The sequence below is a fragment of the Pseudoalteromonas sp. JB197 genome (assembly GCF_002332205.1).
Classification (GTDB): domain Bacteria; phylum Pseudomonadota; class Gammaproteobacteria; order Enterobacterales; family Alteromonadaceae; genus Pseudoalteromonas; species Pseudoalteromonas nigrifaciens.
On sequence record NZ_NRGZ01000001.1, the window covers coordinates 431,229 to 446,483 of the forward strand.

The window sequence follows — 15,255 nt, forward strand, 5'->3', positions numbered from 1 at the left end:
AAAACAGCCAAAATTAGTATTATTTGTCATGTCATTTAGCGTTTTTATGGCTTTAAGCGAGACATTTTCTTAATATTGCAGTAAAGTTAGCGCAATTATTAAAAACCCTGTTACTAAAATAGCACCTTAATTTAGTGTGTTTAATAGAGTAACAGGCGTTTTAGCCACACACTAGGTATTAAGATGGATCAAAAGCGTTTTGCCGTCGCCTCTAAAGAAAGCCTTAAGCGTATATTTACTGTACCTGAAGCGCCAGACTCAACTTTAAGCAAAATAGAGCTTGAAATATCGAGTAATTTAGCAGGTTTTTTAAACGAAAACATTGCGGCAATTGAAAAACCATTACACGAAATTGAAAAAGACTTTCAGTCGGCGATGATCCCAGAGGATCCAACGTTTGTATCTGCTTATGCGCAAGATATAATGGAGCAGCTGGTTGCACACTCTGTGCATACCGCAGCGCCTAGCTTTATTGGCCATATGACTTCAGCTTTACCTCATTTTTTACTACCACTGTCAAAGCTAATGGTAGGGCTAAATCAAAACCTAGTAAAAATAGAAACCTCTAAAGCTTTTACCCCACTTGAGCGCCAAGTGCTTGGAATGATGCACCATTTAGCGTACGGCCAACAACACGAGTTTTATGCTAAATGGATGCACAGTGCAAAAACATCATTAGGTGCATTTTGCTCAGGCGGTACTGTAGCCAATATTACGGCGTTATGGATTGCGCGAAATCGCTTATTAAAACCTGATGGCGATTTTAGGGGAATAGGCGCACAAGGCTTAATTGCCGGTATGCTGCATTACGGCTATAAAGGCTTAGCTATTTTAATTTCTGAGCGAGGCCATTATTCGTTAGGTAAAGCGGCTGATTTATTAGGAATTGGTCGTGAAAACTTAGTGGGTATTAAAACATGCGAAAACAATAAAGTTGATGTTAATGCCATGCGCGAAAAAGCCTTAGAGCTTGAAGCGCAAGGTATTAAAGTAATGGCCATTATTGGAGTAGCGGGTACCACAGAAACCGGTAATATCGATCCCCTTGAAGCGATGGCAGATTTAGCACAAGACATTAATTGCCACTTTCATGTTGACGCTGCATGGGGCGGGGCAACTTTGTTATCTAATACCCATCGCCATTTACTCAAAGGTGTTGAGCGCGCAGACTCAATTACCATTGATGCACACAAACAAATGTATGTTCCTATGGGAGCTGGGCTGGTGTTGTTTAAAGATCCAACCGCTACCGATGCAATTGAACATCATGCAGAGTATATTTTACGTAAAGGCTCAAAAGATTTAGGTAGCCATACACTTGAGGGAAGTCGCCCGGGTATGGCAATGTTAGTACATGCTTGCTTACGTGTAATTGGCCGTAAAGGCTACGAAATGCTAATCGATCGTAGTATTAAAAAAGCCCATTACTTTGCTAATTTAATTAAAGCAGATGAAGATTTTGAGCTGATCTCAGAGCCAGAGCTGTGCTTATTAACGTATCGTTATGTGCCTAAGCAAATAAAGCAGGCAATTGCAGATGCTGATCCACAAACACGGATTGATATTTTTGCCTCACTTAATCGCTTTACTGCAAGTATGCAAAAACGGCAACGTGAATCAGGGCGATCATTTGTATCACGTACGCGTTTAACGCCTACTCAATACGATAATCAGCCCACCGTGGTATTTAGGGTAGTACTTGCTAACCCACTTACATCAGGCGTTATTTTAAAAGAAATTTTAGCTGAACAAAAAGAGTTGGCTAAAACAGATCCGGTATTTAAAAAGTATTTAAGCAAGTATATGTAATTAAAATATTAGCTTAAATAAAAAAGACGCTATTTAGCGTCTTTTTTATTTTTATAATCGCAATTAAGAAAAGCTAAAACAACTCGCTTTAATTATATTAGTGATAATTTGCTGTGAAGGCTTAATTTTTTCCATTGCTAAAAATTCATCAGGTTGGTGCGCTTGGTTTATAGAGCCGGGGCCCATTACTATGGTTTCACAACCAAGCTGTTGAATAAATGGTGCTTCTGTACAGTAGTTTACTGCCACCGCTTTTTGCCCCGCTATTTTTTCGGCTAGTTTAACCAAAGCGCTATCGGTGCTACCAGTAAATGCAGGAATTGGTTCGTGTAAATCAATTACGCTTACGGCATTAGGGTATTGCTGGTTTATTTCGTGAGTTGCATCAAGTACTAACATTTGCAGCTCTTGCACGCTTAAGCCCGGTAATGGGCGCATATCTATATGCATTTCGCAGCAACCACAAATTCTGTTCGCGTTGTCGCCGCCATGAATATTACCAAAATTTAAGGTTGGATAGGGTATTTCAAAGTGTTCTATTGAATACTTATGCTTTAACTGTTCTTTTAAGATCAGTAGTTTTGTAATCACTTTGTGCATTACTTCGATGGCGTTAACACCACGTTCGGGATCTGAGCTATGGCCTGAGCGTCCGACTACTCTAATTGCGGTACTCATATGCCCTTTATGTGTAAATACCGGAGTCATATCAGTGGGTTCGCCAATTATACAGCGATCCGGTTTTAAATTTGGATGTTTACAAATTTGCTGAGCACCGGCCATTGTTGTTTCTTCATCGGCGGTGGCTAAGATCAAAATAGGCTGAGTTTGCTGTTTTTCATCAAGTTCACTAATAGCTTGCAGTACAAAAGCAAAAAAGCCTTTCATATCAATACTACCTAAGCCATATAGTTTGTTGTTGTGCTCGGTCAATTTAAATGGATTATGATTCCAGCGGCTATCGTCAAATGGCACTGTATCGGTATGGCCAGCGAGCATTAATCCACCATCGCCTTTACCGCGTTTAGCTAATAAATTATAGCGACCTTTGCCGCCTTCTAATTCAATTATTTCACAGCTAAAACCTAAGCTTTCACACCATTGTGCCAGTAATTCAATAACATTTTTATTACTCATACACAGGCTATCTTCAATGGCACTAATAGAAGGCGCTGCAATTAATTGTTGGTACATAGAAATAAATGAAGGCAAAGACATAAAAAATCCAAAATAAGTAATCAATTTAATTGCATAACAATATAAAAGTATTTATGATGAATATCAATTCACTTTTTAAGCATAAATATTTTAAAAGTAGCGCCATGAAAATAATACGACGATAATCAACATTCATTAATTAATTAATTAAAGTCTTAATTAGCCCCAGAGCTAGTTTAAGCGAACAACATGGATAAGTAGTAACTAATTTTAAATAACGAGTAAACAATGAATGTAGTGATTATTGGCGCAAGCGGTTATAGCGGCGCAGAACTAGCAAGTTTAGTTGCTAAGCACCCTAAACTAATTTTAACTGGCTGTTATGTATCGCAAGGTAGCTTAGATAAAAATAAATTGCTGAGTGATTTATACCCCGAACACTTAGGGCTACTCAATCAGCCTTTACTGCCTCTTAGTGAATCTGCTTTTAGCGATATTAAAAACAGCGCCGATTACGTGTGTTTATGTACCGATCATAAAGTAAGCGTAGATTTAGCGCCGCGTTTTTTAGCCATGGGTAAAAAGGTATTTGATTTATCTGGCGGCTATCGCCTTGCGAGCAATGACGACTACGTTACTTATTATGGCTTTGAGCACCAACATCCAGAGTTATTAAATCAAGCTGCTTATGGTTTAGCTGAGTGGAATAGCGATGCTATTGCCGCGGCGAAATTAGTAGCTGTAGCGGGTTGTTATCCTACGGCTGCGCTTAATGCACTTAAGCCTTTGCAGCAGGCCGGTTTATTAACTGAGCAAACAATTATAATTAATGCGGTATCGGGTGTAACCGGCGCAGGGCGTAAAGCTAGTATTGGTACCCATTTTTGCGAAGTGTCGCTTGCCCCTTATGGTTTATTTAATCATCGTCATGGCCCTGAAATAGAGCAACACCTTGGTCACAGTGTTTTATTTACCCCCCATTTAGGTAATTTCCCGCGTGGTATTTTAGAAACTATTTATGTGCAATTAAAGCCTAATGTCACCATTGAGCAAGTAACACAAGCGTACCAAGTACTTGCCGATGAGCCGTTAATTCGTTTACTGGGCGATAAAATCCCCTCAATTAAAGGCGTAGCTAAACAGCCATATGTAGATATTGGCTGGCAGCAACAAGGCACACAGTTAATTGTTATAGCTGCCATTGATAATTTATTAAAAGGCGCTGCAGGACAAGCTTTGCAGTGTATTAATTTATCAATGGGATTGGCGCATACCACAGGCTTAAAAGGATCGTTTTAAATGAGTAAAAAAACCTGGGTAATTAAACTTGGTGGCGCTGTACTTAATACCGAAAACGCGGCAAAAGCATTATTTTCAGTACTTAATGAGCAGCACAACGCGCAGTTTGTCATTGTGCATGGCGGAGGCGCGCTTGTAGACACTTGGCTTAAAGACGCTGGTTTTGCCAGTGCAAAGCATCAAGGTTTACGTATTAGCCCTAAAGAGCAAATGCCGTACATAGTGGGTGCGCTTGCAGGTTGTGCTAATAAACAATTAATGAGTGCGGCAATTAATGCTGGCCATAAACCAGTTGGTTTAAGTTTGTATGAAGCTGGTGTTACTGCCACGCAAAAACTAAAAGCATTATGTTTAGTGGGTAAATGTACCAGTAACGATGATTCGATTATTAACGATTTACTAAAAATTGGCCGTATGCCAATTGTCAGCTCAATTGGTTTTGACTTGCAAGGGCTTTGGTACAACGTTAATGCTGACGAAGCCGCCGCTGCAATTGCCAACAACTTAAACGCAGAACTAATATTTATGACCGATGTTGAAGCAGTGCTTGATGCAAATAAGCAGCCTTTACATCAACTAGATACAAAACACATTGATACTTTAATAAATGAAGGAGTAATTGTGGGCGGGATGGAGGTCAAAGTTAAGACCAGTCTTCACGCTGCCCAACACTTACGACGCGGTGTGTATATTTCCAGCTGGCAAAAGCCAGAAAACTTAACAGCTTTGCTGCAAGGCAAGCATGTCGGAACTAAAATTACACCATAGGTTTATTATGTTTGAGAATTTTTTAACGGGTTTAGAATTAGACCAACAAGGCGCACTTAACTTATTAAAGCTAGCGCAAGATATTAAAGCAAACCCTAAAAAATACAGCCAAGTATTGGCTGGTAAGTCAGTGGTTACTTTATTTGAAAAACAAAGCTTACGTACACGTTTATCGTTTGATATTGGTATAAATCGCTTAGGCGGTCATGCCGTGTATTTAGATCAACAAAATGGCGCGATGGGTGCACGTGAGTCAGTAAAAGATTTTGCTCTTAATATTTCTACCTGGGCAGATGGTATTGTAGCGCGCGTAAATCAGCACAGTACATTAACCACATTAGCGCAGTATTCATCGGTGCCAGTAGTTAATAGCTTGTGTGATTTATATCATCCTTGCCAAGCACTTGCTGATTTTTTAACACTACAGGAAGTGCATGGCGATGTGAGTCAATTAAAGTTAGCTTATTTAGGTGAGGGCAACAACGTAACGCATTCATTAATGTTGCTTGCTGCAACATTAGGTACAGACTTTGTTGCCGTTACGCCTAAAGGATGTTCTCCAGATTCACAAGTTCTGAAAAAAGCGGAACAAATAGCAGCAATGAATGGTGCATCAGTAATGGTGAGCGACAGAGTAGAAGCTGCTGTTGGTGCAAACGCAGTATACGCCGACACTTGGGTATCAATGGGCGACACCACACCACTTGAGTTAGTAAAAGAAAAATACATGCCTTATCAATTAAATAAAGCATTATTAGAGCAAACCGGTGCAACAACAGTGTTACATTGCCAACCGGCACACCGTGAGTTCGAAATTACCTCTGAGGTAATGGACGGTCCAGCGTCAAAAATTATACAACAAGCCGAGAATCGTATGCATGCGCAAAACGCTCTGCTAGTTACATTATTAAATCCAAATTTTGTTAAGGAACACCTATGAGTTCATTTAAAAAAGTCGTTTTAGCCTATTCAGGTGGACTTGATACGTCGGCCATTGTGCCATGGTTAAAAGAGAATTACGGCTGTGAAGTTATTGCCTTTGTGGCCGATGTTGGCCAAGGTGCAGAGGAGCTTGAAGGCGTAGAAGCTAAAGCTATCGCATCGGGTGCTTCTGAGTGTTATGTAGTTGACTTAAAAGACGAAATGGTAAGTGATTACATTTATCCTACGCTTAAAACAGGCTCAATTTACGAAGGTACTTATTTATTAGGTACGTCTATGGCGCGCCCAATTATTGCTAAAGCACAGGTAGAAATTGCGCGTAAAGTAGGTGCAGATGCACTTTCTCATGGTTGTACTGGTAAAGGTAACGACCAAGTACGTTTTGAATCGTGTTTTGCAGCGCTTGCCCCTGATTTACAAGTAATTGCACCATGGCGTGAGTGGGATTTATCAAGCCGTGAGTCATTGCTAGATTACTTAGCTGAGCGCGATATTCCATGTTCGGCATCGGCTACAAAAATTTATAGCCGTGATGCAAACGCATGGCATATTTCGCACGAAGGCGGCGAACTTGAAGATCCATGGTGTCAACCAAGTGAAAAAGTGTGGACCTGGACAAACTCTCCAGAGCAAGCGCCAGATAAAGCTGAACTAGTAACACTAAATGTAGTTGAAGGTGAAGTTGTTGCAGTAAATGGTGAGCAGCTTAAACCTTATGATTGTTTAGTTAAATTAAACGATATTGCATCGCCTCATGGTGTTGGTCGTGTTGATATTGTAGAAAACCGTTTAGTGGGTATGAAATCGCGCGGTTGTTACGAAACCCCAGGTGGCGCCGTAATGATGGCGGCACTGCAAGCTATTGACGAACTGGTGCTTGATAAAGCAAGCCGTAAGTGGAAAGAAGTACTCGGCGGCGAATTTGCACATTTAGTGTATGACGGTCGTTGGTTTACACCACTTAAAGACTCTATTTTAGCTGGTGCTGAAGCACTTTCTAAAGATGCAACAGGTGAAGTTGTGCTTAAGCTATATAAAGGCCAAGTTACAGCAGTGCAAAAGCAGTCGCCACACAGTTTATACAGCGAAGCGTTTGCTACCTTTGGTGAAGATGATGTGTACGACCAATCACACGCAGAGGGCTTTATTCGTTTATTCTCGCTTTCAAGCAGAATAAAAGCATTAGCTAAAAAGTAATTTTTACGCCCCTTGTTAAAAGGGGCAATATCGGGTTTGGAGAGATTTCATGGCATTATGGGGCGGGCGTTTTTCTACGGGTCCAGACGAGGCGTTTAAGCAATTTAACGACTCTCTTCCTTTCGATTATCAATTAGCAGAGCAAGATATAATAGGCTCTGTTGCATGGGCTGGTGCACTTGAGCAAGTTAATGTGTTATCAAGTGACGAGCACCAAGAGTTAGTTGCAGCATTGTACCAATTGCTTGAAGAAGTAAAAGCAGATCCACAAGCGGTAGCAACTTCAGGCGCAGAAGATATTCATTCTCATGTTGAAGCTGCGTTAATCGAAAAAGTAGGTGATTTAGCTAAAAAATTACATACAGGGCGCAGCCGTAATGACCAAGTAGCCACCGATTTTAGATTGTGGTGTCGCGATACTGCTGATCATATTTTAAAAGCCATTGCCCAGTTAAAGGGTGAGTTTGTTGCATTAGCAGAGCGTGAGCTTGGGACTATTTTACCAGGTTATACGCATTTACAACGTGCACAACCGGTATTGTTTAGTCACTGGTGTATGGCTTACGTAGAAATGCTAGAGCGTGATGAAAGCCGCCTGCAAGATGCTAAAGCGCGGATGAACTTTTGCCCACTGGGCAGTGGCGCATTAGCGGGTACGGCTTATCCAATTGATCGTCAAGCATTAGCACAGGGTTTAGGCTTTACAGGAGCGACTAAAAATAGCCTTGATGGCGTATCTGATCGTGATTTTGTAGTAGAGCTATTAAGTTGTGCGTCTATTTCGATGATTCACTTATCGCGTATGTCAGAAGATCTTATTTTTTATAACTCAGGCGAAGCCGGATTTATAGAGCTTGCGGATAATGTGACATCGGGCTCATCGTTGATGCCACAAAAAAAGAACCCTGATGCACTGGAATTAATTCGTGGTAAAACCGGACGTGTTTTTGGTGCATTTAGTGCCATGATGATGACCCTAAAAGCACTGCCACTTGCTTATAATAAAGATATGCAAGAAGACAAAGAAGGCATATTTGACGCTATGCCAACGTGGCTTGCCTGTATTCATATGGCACAAGCGTGTATTAAAGGTATTAAAGTAAAAGGCGAACGCACACTTGCAGCGGCAAAAGGTGGCCATGCAAATGCAACTGAGCTTGCAGATTACTTGGTAGCTAAGGGCGTACCTTTTAGAGAAGGGCACCATATTGTGGGTGTACTGGTACAATTGGCTATTAGTGAAGGTAAAACGCTTGAAGACTTATCGCTTGAGCAATATAAATCGGTAAGTGACGTATTTGCAGATGATGTTTATCCGGTACTAGAAATTGACGCCTGCATTAAAGCGCGTCAAGCACTTGGCGGAACATCAATTGAGCAAGTAACCAGCGCTATTAAAGCTGCGAAAAAAAAACAGCAAATAACGGTTCGTGATGCCAATTTAGACGATGTTGAATCGATTGCTAAGCTAGTTCAGCATTGGGCTACGGTAGGCGAAAACCTACCACGGGCTAAAAGTGATATGGTGCATTCGATTAACGAATTTGCTGTAACCGAAATTAACGGCAAAGTATCGGGGTGTGCCTCACTGTACATTTACGACACAGGTTTGGCGGAAATACGTTCTTTGGGTATAGACCCACAAAGCGCAGTGTCAGGACAAGGGCGGCAGTTAGTTGAACATTTATTAGCGAAAGCCAAAAAATTGGCGTTAAATAGAGTAATAGTGCTAACCCGAGTCCCAGATTTTTTTGAAAAACAGCGTTTTAGCTTTTGTACCAAAGAAAGCTTGCCAGAAAAAGTAATGAAAGATTGTGAGCTTTGTTTACGTAAAGAAAACTGCGATGAAGTCGCCATGGAATATATTTTAAAGCTAAGTAATAAAGCGGAGATCCCGTGTAAATTCGTGGCTTAAACTCCCTAGATGTAAAAAACGTACGGGTTACCCTCGTGCGTTTTTTTATGGGTGAAAAACACTAATTTAAGTTATAAATATAAAGTTTTATGATTATTTCAAGTGTTAATTAAAAGTTGGCACAGTGGTTGCTTTTGTTATAAGTGTAAAATGCAGTAACAGCTTAGATAAAAACGTTGCTGCTAAATATAAGGTCAATTTAATTACCCTCTTTAAAAAGTGTAATACAAGATTGCGCCAACAATACAAAAATACCTATAAGGAATAATCACATGCAAGTTTCAGCTAACAACCAACTACAAATGCAAGCATACAATAAAACGCAACAATTAAAGCCAGCAATGGAACAAACTGCTAGCCCTAAAACCCTGCAATCTGATACAGTAAGCTTCTCTCAAGAGGCATTAGCAGCCGCTGGTGGTGATAAGTTAGCGAGAGGTAATACTATACTGTTACCTCGCCCTAAGTGAGCAATAAGGTAATAAATGTTTTTAGCTGAGTTTTTTGGTTTTTTTTCGTTGTCAGCCCTTGTTATGTGGGGGTTCTTAATGGCTTTCTTATTTAATATCTTCGTATTTACATTAGATGTTAAAAGAAAAAGTACTTTGATGCTCAGTTCATTTATTTTGATGCTTTCATACTCTGCAACAGATTATTTCTTTACTTGGATTTCTTATTATAATACAACTTACTTTGATTGGGCTGTACATGATTTAATAACTATTTTATGTCTTGGTTTATCTTACAAAGTAATTAAAGTAACTACTCCATCTTTTCTATACTTAACTTTAGGCCTTTCAATTAATATGCTGTTAGCTCTTTTAATGCATGTTGATGTCTTTATCAATAATAATACAAAGCCTTGGTTCTTTTGGGATGCATATACTTTTGGTGTAACAATTAATGATTTCATTATGATTGTCGCGTTAATTGTTGATCGAGATTTCCTCGGCTTACATAAGCTAAAAAGCAAAGTACTATCTCTTTTTAAAAAACCTAAATTAAAATACAATCAATAATTAATGTATCTACTTGACTTACTTTTAGCTGATTACGTAAGCGCATTTATACAATGGGGCTTTTTAATGGCCTTTTTATATTCGCTAGTGTCAGGTATTAATAAGGCCGATAAGTCTTTAATTTATATAGCCGCTATAATGATGTGCTCCTACATTTTTAGTGATTTACTGCTTATATTAAATAATATCTACTTAGATTGGATTCTCTACGATCTCCTAACAATTACAATATTGATAGCCGCTATATTCACTTCTTATGTATTAACTTCTACAGCCAGTAATTATATTATTCTTGGATTATTTGTTAATGCCTGCCTAACAATCGCTATTTATTACGACTTGTATGTATTAAATAACATTGACGAATGGTGGCTTTGGAGTGTTTATTCAATTGGCGTTAACGTTATCGATTTACTTATGATTGCAGTGCTTTTTATAAATAAAGACTTTTTGGGTTTGATTAAGCTCAAACGCTTTATTTTTAATCGTAATGTATTACAGCAGAATCAAATTGACCATTAGTGAAATCTCGCTTTTATTATGATGACTTCATATTTTTTAAGTGCATTCCTCGATTATGAAACAGTAACACTTATAGATTGGGCAACATACGATGTGCTGACAATTGGTGTAATTATTGTGTGGGGTGTGTTGATTAAACAGCCTAAACCAATAGCATTAATGTATTTAATTTTAGGACTAAGTATCAATGCTTGTTTGTTTTTTGCTATGTATTACGATATTTATGTTTTAGAACAAACCGAAGTTTGGTGGTTGTGGACTTTGTACGCAATAGGGATAAACGTTGTTGATTTATTGATGGTGCTAGTATTAATTATAAATAAAGATTTTTTAGGCCTAGTATGGTTATGTAACAAAGTTAAAGCGCGCTATATGAATAGAGCTAGCGCACTTAAGTAATGCGCTCGTTAGTTTATTTACTGTAGCTGCAACCTAGCTTTTTATTAAGTGCAGCCATTACAATAGGGTCTACAAATTCGCTTACATCACCATTATGGCGTGCCACTTCTTTTACTAAGGTTGACGAAATAAACGAATTTCGCTCTGACGGGGTTAAAAATACACTTTCTAAATCTGGGTTTAGGCGTCGATTCATATTCGCTAGCTGAAATTCATAATCAAAATCAGAAACCGCTCTTATGCCTCTAATTAATACATTAGCATTGTGATCGCGTGCCAAATCAGCAAGTAAACCTGAAAATCCTATCACTTTTACATTATCTATATGAGTTAAAAGAGTATTAGCTAGAGCTACACGCTCATCAAGGCTAAAGCAAGGCTGTTTACTGGGGTTATGAGCAATAGCAAGGATAACAGTATCAAACATTTTTGAGGCACGTTGAATTAGATCTGTGTGTCCGTTAGTTAGCGGATCAAAAGTACCTGGATAAATTGCAGTGATTTTCATAAAGTATCGCTATGTATTATTTTTAGCATTAGTGTAACAGTGTTTTTTATACAAATCAGCCTAGTAAGTGGCTTTAATTGTCACGACTAAGTTATTACACAGAGTGTTTAATTATGCTGTTTTTGTTTATACTAGACAACTTATTGTACGAATTGTAACTTGTTGAATAAAATAGAGTGTTAGTATATGAATACCAAGGATAAAATAATACACACCAGTATTTCATTGTTTAATGAGCATGGTGAGCGAGCGATATCAACTAATCATATAGCCTCGCATTTAAACATGAGCCCGGGTAATCTTTACTACCATTTTAAAAATAAAGAAGACATTATTCGCCATATTTTTGCGCTGTATAGTGAGCACTTGAGCACTCACTTTAAACCTATAAACAAAAATGATGATGCATTTAGTCAGTTAACGGTATATCTAGATTCGCTATTTGAACTGATGTGGCGCTACCACTTTTTTTACGACAATTTAGGCGATATTTTGGCGCGAGATACGCAGCTTAAGCAGGCTTATATTGATTTTCAACTAGAGCTGTTAGAGCAGGTGCGTAAAATAATACTTGGTTTACGTGATAGTGAAATGATTGCGATTAATGAGCAAGATGCGCTCGAACTTGCACATACGCTTAAATTAACAGTTAGTTTTTGGACCCCTTATATTAAAGCCCGCAGGCTCAGTGGCGCACTTGCCGAGCAAGATATTTATCATGGTATTTTAAAAGTATTAACTTTATTTAGAGCCTACAGCACAGATAAAAGTAGCGATAAAATGAACCAGTTACGCGAAAAATACACGCAACTTGCTCACTCAGCCCCAAGTATTCCGGCTGCTCTTAGTTCCTAGGCGTTAATTTTTTTGCTATAATCGCGCGCCCAATGCCTGGGAGCGCGAATTCCCGCAGTCTAAGAGTGAACTATGCTTAAATTTATCGTCAAACTACATCCTGAAATTGCCATCAAAAGCCGCTCGGTTCGTAAACGCTTTACCAAAGTGTTAGAAAATAACATTAAGATTGTACTGCGCCGTATTGACGAAAAAGTACAAGTTAGAAACAACTGGGACAATATCTCAGTAGTTACCCTACTTGAAGGTGAGCAAACACGTGCCACTTTTATTGATAGCCTAGCGCGAATTCCGGGTATTGTGCAGTTTATAGAAGTAACCGAAACGAGCTTTGAAACGCTTGACGATATTTATAAAAAAACCATTGAATTAGTTGGTCACACCATTGAAGGTAAAACGTTTTGTGTACGCGCTAAACGTATTGGTAAGCATGACTTTACTTCAACGGAGTTAGAGCGTTATGTGGGCGGTGGACTAAATCAGCATGTTGCCGGTGCAAGCGTAAAGCTAAGCCACCCAGAAGTAACGATACGCCTTGAAATAAAAGACGAGAAAGCTTACATAGTATCGCATACTCACCTTGGCATGGCAGGCTTCCCGCTGCCAACACAAGAAGATGTACTATCGCTTATGTCTGGCGGTTTTGATTCGGGTGTAGCCAGTTATCAAATGATCCGCAAAGGCGCTCGTACGCACTTTTTGTTTTTCAATTTAGGCGGTGCGGCGCACGAAATTGGTGTTAAACAAGCGAGCTACTACTTATGGAATAAATACAGCTCAACTCATAAAGTTAAATTTATTACCGTTGATTTTGAACCAGTAGTAGCAGAAATATTAGAGAATATTGAAAACAGCCAAATGGGTGTGGTGCTTAAACGCATGATGATGCGTGCAGGCAGTAAAGTGGCCGAGAAATTAAATATTCAAGCTTTGGTAACCGGTGAAAGTATTGGTCAGGTTTCTAGCCAAACATTAGCAAATTTAAGTGTCATTGACCGCGTAACCGAAACCCTTATTTTACGCCCGTTAATTCAACACGATAAACAAGAAATTATTAATATTGCACGTCAAATTGGTACGGCCGAAATGGCCGAAACGATGCCGGAATACTGTGGTGTTATTTCTAAAAAGCCAACTGTTAAAGCTAAAATAGAAGTAATAAAAGCAGAAGAAGAGAAGTTCGACTTTGATATTCTTAATACCGTAATAGAAAACGCACGAGTAATGGATGTGCGCGATATTGATGTAGAAGCTAAGCAGGAACTAAAAGAAGCTGAGTCGGTTGCCGATTTACCAGCTGGTGCAGTGGTAATTGATATTCGCTCTCCAGAGGAAGAAGAAGCAGCACCACTGGAAATTGATTCTATAGAAGTGGTGCATTTGCCGTTTTTTCGCTTAGCAACTAAGTTTGGTGATTTACCAAAAGATCAAGACTATTACTTGTATTGCGATAGAGGTGTAATGAGCCAGTTACAAGCGCTTATTCTACACGAACAAGGCTTTACTACGGTAAAGGTATATCGCCCGTAAAAGTTATCTATTTAAAAAGCGTGGTTTATACCGCGCTTTTTTTTGCTGCAATTTTAGCTAAAAGTTCATCGTTAAAAGGGGTTTTTATATTATAAAGCTTGCCTTGCTCGCTAATGTACCCACAAATTGCCATTATTTCGGTTGCTCTATTGTGAGCAACATCTTGTTGCATAGATGAGAAGTTCTCTGCGGTACGTGCCATCACATCATACGCACTGCTCAGTGCATTGATTAACGTTACATCAAGGTTTTTTGCCTTAGCAATATTACATGCTTCGGTTAGCAGGTTAATTATAATTGAGCAATATTGAGGCTCGCGCAACTGACCATTTTTAATGTTATGTAACGCACTTAGCGGATTTATTGCTATGTTAACTAATAACTTATTAAAACGTAGCTGCTCAATATTCATAGACGCATTTAAAAGGGGGATCGCGGTTAATTGATCCGCCATAATTTTGCTATTTTTAACACCTAAGTTGTTACATCCGCCAATTATACTTTGCCCATTACCAGTGTGCTGTACTATATATTGGTTTGATTTAAACCCAGCCATACTCGTTGTTAAAAAATAAAGCGCTTGGTGTTCATTGAGCTCACATTTTAACTGCTCTACATTACCCATACCGTTATGCGAAAGCACAACAGAGCAATGCTGAGGCAAAAACTGTTTTACTTGTGCAAATGCGCTTTGCACTTGAAAGGCTTTTACCGTAAATAAAAACACATCAAATTTAGGTAAACTATTAAGCTCATTTAATGAAATAAAAGAGGCATTTATTTTTTGTGAAGCACTGTTGTCACTACTGTAAAAGCGAGTGTTACTCGTACTTTTTCGGGTTAACACGCTTACACTATGCTGCGCACTTAAAAAGTGGGCTAATAATAAGCCTATTGCGCCGTCGCCAATAATAAGAATTTTAGCCATGAGAGTTCTTTTTACGTGGGGTTAAAATTGCTTTGATTATAAAGTAGCTTGCTGCGCCGGCAAAATCTGCAATAAAATCTGCGATTGATGCTTGCCTATATGGAAGTGCGTCTTGCATTATTTCTATTGCAGCACCGTAACCGGCTAATAAAAGTATTTGTGCGTATAAAGGGAGTTTAAACGCTTTATCCATTATTATGGCAAGGATGAAAAATATCCCAAAGTGGGCTACTTTATCAACATGAGGAAACAGGTTGCCAACCCCTTTTATTTCTTTCGCAAATAAAAAGGTAAACACCACAATACTAATTAAAAAAATTGCTTGATAAATACGCCTTGTCACAACAAATCCTAAAATCGCTTAAAAAAGAAACCGTAGTATATCAAACTAATTTAGTATCGCACC

At 38.9% G+C, this 15,255-nt stretch carries 16 protein-coding genes; 12 read left to right on the forward strand and 4 right to left on the reverse strand.

The window, feature by feature from the left end; genetic code table 11:
• Nucleotides 1-183 precede the first annotated feature (183 nt).
• Nucleotides 184-1,809: a pyridoxal-dependent aspartate 1-decarboxylase PanP gene (gene panP, locus CIK86_RS02020; RefSeq protein WP_086993978.1), complete on the forward strand. Its 1,626-nt coding sequence runs from the start codon at nt 184-186 to the stop codon at nt 1,807-1,809.
• 63 nt (nt 1,810-1,872) lie between these two features.
• On the opposite strand, the gene argE is transcribed toward panP, so the two are convergent.
• Nucleotides 1,873-3,027, reverse strand: coding sequence for an acetylornithine deacetylase (argE, locus tag CIK86_RS02025; RefSeq protein WP_086993975.1), 1,155 nt, complete (start codon nt 3,025-3,027; stop codon nt 1,873-1,875).
• Nucleotides 3,028-3,255: 228 nt separating this feature from the next.
• Between argE and argC the strand changes: the two genes are divergently transcribed.
• From argC to CIK86_RS02070, 9 genes are all read left to right on the forward strand, one after another.
• Nucleotides 3,256-4,266 (forward strand): N-acetyl-gamma-glutamyl-phosphate reductase, encoded by a 1,011-nt coding sequence (argC, locus tag CIK86_RS02030; RefSeq protein ID WP_086993972.1) that lies wholly within the window; start codon nt 3,256-3,258, stop codon nt 4,264-4,266.
• Entirely contained in the window at nt 4,267-5,034 is a 768-nt protein-coding gene (argB, locus tag CIK86_RS02035; protein ID WP_011328947.1) for an acetylglutamate kinase, read from the forward strand. It abuts the gene before it with no gap.
• Between the two features lie 7 nt (nt 5,035-5,041).
• Nucleotides 5,042-5,974 carry an ornithine carbamoyltransferase gene (locus tag CIK86_RS02040; protein ID WP_011328946.1) on the forward strand — a complete coding sequence of 311 codons (933 nt, stop codon included), beginning with the start codon at nt 5,042-5,044 and terminating at the stop codon, nt 5,972-5,974.
• Nucleotides 5,971-7,173: an argininosuccinate synthase gene (locus CIK86_RS02045; protein ID WP_086993969.1), complete on the forward strand. Its 1,203-nt coding sequence runs from the start codon at nt 5,971-5,973 to the stop codon at nt 7,171-7,173. Before CIK86_RS02040 ends, CIK86_RS02045 begins: the two co-directional genes overlap by 4 nt.
• A gap of 49 nt (nt 7,174-7,222) precedes the next feature.
• The gene (gene argH / locus CIK86_RS02050) at nt 7,223-9,088 is read left to right on the forward strand and encodes an argininosuccinate lyase (protein ID WP_011328944.1); all 1,866 of its coding nucleotides are present in this window, start codon (nt 7,223-7,225) and stop codon (nt 9,086-9,088) included.
• 272 nt (nt 9,089-9,360) lie between these two features.
• Complete coding sequence (locus CIK86_RS02055; RefSeq protein ID WP_086993966.1) at nt 9,361-9,558, forward strand: hypothetical protein; 198 nt, start codon at nt 9,361-9,363, stop codon at nt 9,556-9,558.
• A gap of 15 nt (nt 9,559-9,573) precedes the next feature.
• Nucleotides 9,574-10,107 carry a hypothetical protein gene (locus CIK86_RS02060; RefSeq protein ID WP_086993963.1) on the forward strand — a complete coding sequence of 178 codons (534 nt, stop codon included), beginning with the start codon at nt 9,574-9,576 and terminating at the stop codon, nt 10,105-10,107.
• A gap of 66 nt (nt 10,108-10,173) precedes the next feature.
• A complete protein-coding gene (locus CIK86_RS02065) occupies nt 10,174-10,629 on the forward strand; it encodes a hypothetical protein (protein WP_086994062.1) in 456 nt (151 codons plus the stop codon).
• Nucleotides 10,630-10,647: 18 nt separating this feature from the next.
• The gene (locus CIK86_RS02070) at nt 10,648-11,028 is read left to right on the forward strand and encodes a hypothetical protein (RefSeq protein WP_176359657.1); all 381 of its coding nucleotides are present in this window, start codon (nt 10,648-10,650) and stop codon (nt 11,026-11,028) included.
• A 13-nt stretch (nt 11,029-11,041) separates the two neighbouring features.
• Here CIK86_RS02070 and coaD read toward each other — a convergent pair whose 3' ends face one another.
• Complete coding sequence (gene coaD, locus CIK86_RS02075) at nt 11,042-11,536, reverse strand: pantetheine-phosphate adenylyltransferase (protein WP_086993960.1); 495 nt, start codon at nt 11,534-11,536, stop codon at nt 11,042-11,044.
• Between the two features lie 186 nt (nt 11,537-11,722).
• Here coaD and CIK86_RS02080 point away from each other — a divergent pair, with 186 nt between their 5' ends.
• Both CIK86_RS02080 and thiI read left to right on the forward strand, forming a co-directional pair.
• Nucleotides 11,723-12,391, forward strand: a complete 669-nt coding sequence (locus CIK86_RS02080; protein ID WP_058373949.1) for a TetR/AcrR family transcriptional regulator — start codon at nt 11,723-11,725, stop codon at nt 12,389-12,391.
• A 72-nt stretch (nt 12,392-12,463) separates the two neighbouring features.
• A complete protein-coding gene (thiI, locus tag CIK86_RS02085) occupies nt 12,464-13,921 on the forward strand; it encodes a tRNA uracil 4-sulfurtransferase ThiI (protein WP_011328937.1) in 1,458 nt (485 codons plus the stop codon).
• A 25-nt stretch (nt 13,922-13,946) separates the two neighbouring features.
• Here thiI and CIK86_RS02090 read toward each other — a convergent pair whose 3' ends face one another.
• Nucleotides 13,947-14,849: a 2-dehydropantoate 2-reductase gene (locus CIK86_RS02090; protein ID WP_086993957.1), complete on the reverse strand. Its 903-nt coding sequence runs from the start codon at nt 14,847-14,849 to the stop codon at nt 13,947-13,949.
• The gene (locus CIK86_RS02095) at nt 14,842-15,192 is read right to left on the reverse strand and encodes a VanZ family protein (protein WP_086993954.1); all 351 of its coding nucleotides are present in this window, start codon (nt 15,190-15,192) and stop codon (nt 14,842-14,844) included. Before CIK86_RS02095 ends, CIK86_RS02090 begins: the two co-directional genes overlap by 8 nt.
• Nucleotides 15,193-15,255 lie beyond the last annotated feature (63 nt).

Coding starts and splice junctions, on each gene's coding strand:
- argB (WP_011328947.1), top strand. CDS start 4,267: ATGAGTAAAAAAACCTGGGTAATTAAACTTGGTGGCGCTGTACTTAAT.
- CIK86_RS02080 (WP_058373949.1), top strand. CDS start 11,723: ATGAATACCAAGGATAAAATAATACACACCAGTATTTCATTGTTTAAT.
- CIK86_RS02060 (WP_086993963.1), top strand. CDS start 9,574: ATGTTTTTAGCTGAGTTTTTTGGTTTTTTTTCGTTGTCAGCCCTTGTT.
- argE (WP_086993975.1), bottom strand. CDS start 3,027: ATGTCTTTGCCTTCATTTATTTCTATGTACCAACAATTAATTGCAGCG.
- CIK86_RS02055 (WP_086993966.1), top strand. CDS start 9,361: ATGCAAGTTTCAGCTAACAACCAACTACAAATGCAAGCATACAATAAA.
- CIK86_RS02045 (WP_086993969.1), top strand. CDS start 5,971: ATGAGTTCATTTAAAAAAGTCGTTTTAGCCTATTCAGGTGGACTTGAT.
- panP (WP_086993978.1), top strand. CDS start 184: ATGGATCAAAAGCGTTTTGCCGTCGCCTCTAAAGAAAGCCTTAAGCGT.
- CIK86_RS02040 (WP_011328946.1), top strand. CDS start 5,042: ATGTTTGAGAATTTTTTAACGGGTTTAGAATTAGACCAACAAGGCGCA.
- CIK86_RS02065 (WP_086994062.1), top strand. CDS start 10,174: ATGGCCTTTTTATATTCGCTAGTGTCAGGTATTAATAAGGCCGATAAG.
- CIK86_RS02090 (WP_086993957.1), bottom strand. CDS start 14,849: ATGGCTAAAATTCTTATTATTGGCGACGGCGCAATAGGCTTATTATTA.
- argC (WP_086993972.1), top strand. CDS start 3,256: ATGAATGTAGTGATTATTGGCGCAAGCGGTTATAGCGGCGCAGAACTA.
- CIK86_RS02070 (WP_176359657.1), top strand. CDS start 10,648: ATGATGACTTCATATTTTTTAAGTGCATTCCTCGATTATGAAACAGTA.
- coaD (WP_086993960.1), bottom strand. CDS start 11,536: ATGAAAATCACTGCAATTTATCCAGGTACTTTTGATCCGCTAACTAAC.
- thiI (WP_011328937.1), top strand. CDS start 12,464: ATGCTTAAATTTATCGTCAAACTACATCCTGAAATTGCCATCAAAAGC.
- argH (WP_011328944.1), top strand. CDS start 7,223: ATGGCATTATGGGGCGGGCGTTTTTCTACGGGTCCAGACGAGGCGTTT.